At 53.7% G+C, this 391-nt stretch carries 1 rRNA gene; it reads right to left on the minus strand.

Features of this window, described 5'->3' with window-relative positions:
• Positions 1-391: ribosomal RNA gene (locus tag UF75_RS25965) — 23S ribosomal RNA — on the minus strand; the annotation flags it as partial.

Genomic DNA, 391 nt, shown 5'->3' on the forward strand with positions numbered 1-391 from the left:
CCTTACGACTAACCTCTCCTCTTAACCTTCCAGCACCGGGCAGGTGTCAGCCCCTATACATCTCCTTTCGGATTAGCAGGGACCTGTGTTTTTGTTAAACAGTCGCCTGGACCATTTCTCTGCGGCTCTTGTTGCCAAGAGCGCCCCTTCTCCCGAAGTTACGGGGCTATTTTGCCGAGTTCCTTAACGAGGGTTTTCTCGCGCGCCTTAGGATTCTCACCCCATCTACCTGTGTCGGTTTACGGTACGGGCACCTAGTCGCTCACTAGAGGCTTTTCTTGACAGCTTGGAGTCGGTTACTTCGCTACTAATTTTCGCTCCCCGTCACGTCTCAGACTTCTCGCAGGGCGGATTTGCCTACCCTACATCCTACTCGCTTGGGCGTGCTCTA

Source organism: Desulfosporosinus sp. I2 (assembly GCF_000960765.1).
In the GTDB taxonomy this organism is placed as follows: Bacteria; Bacillota; Desulfitobacteriia; order Desulfitobacteriales; family Desulfitobacteriaceae; genus Desulfosporosinus.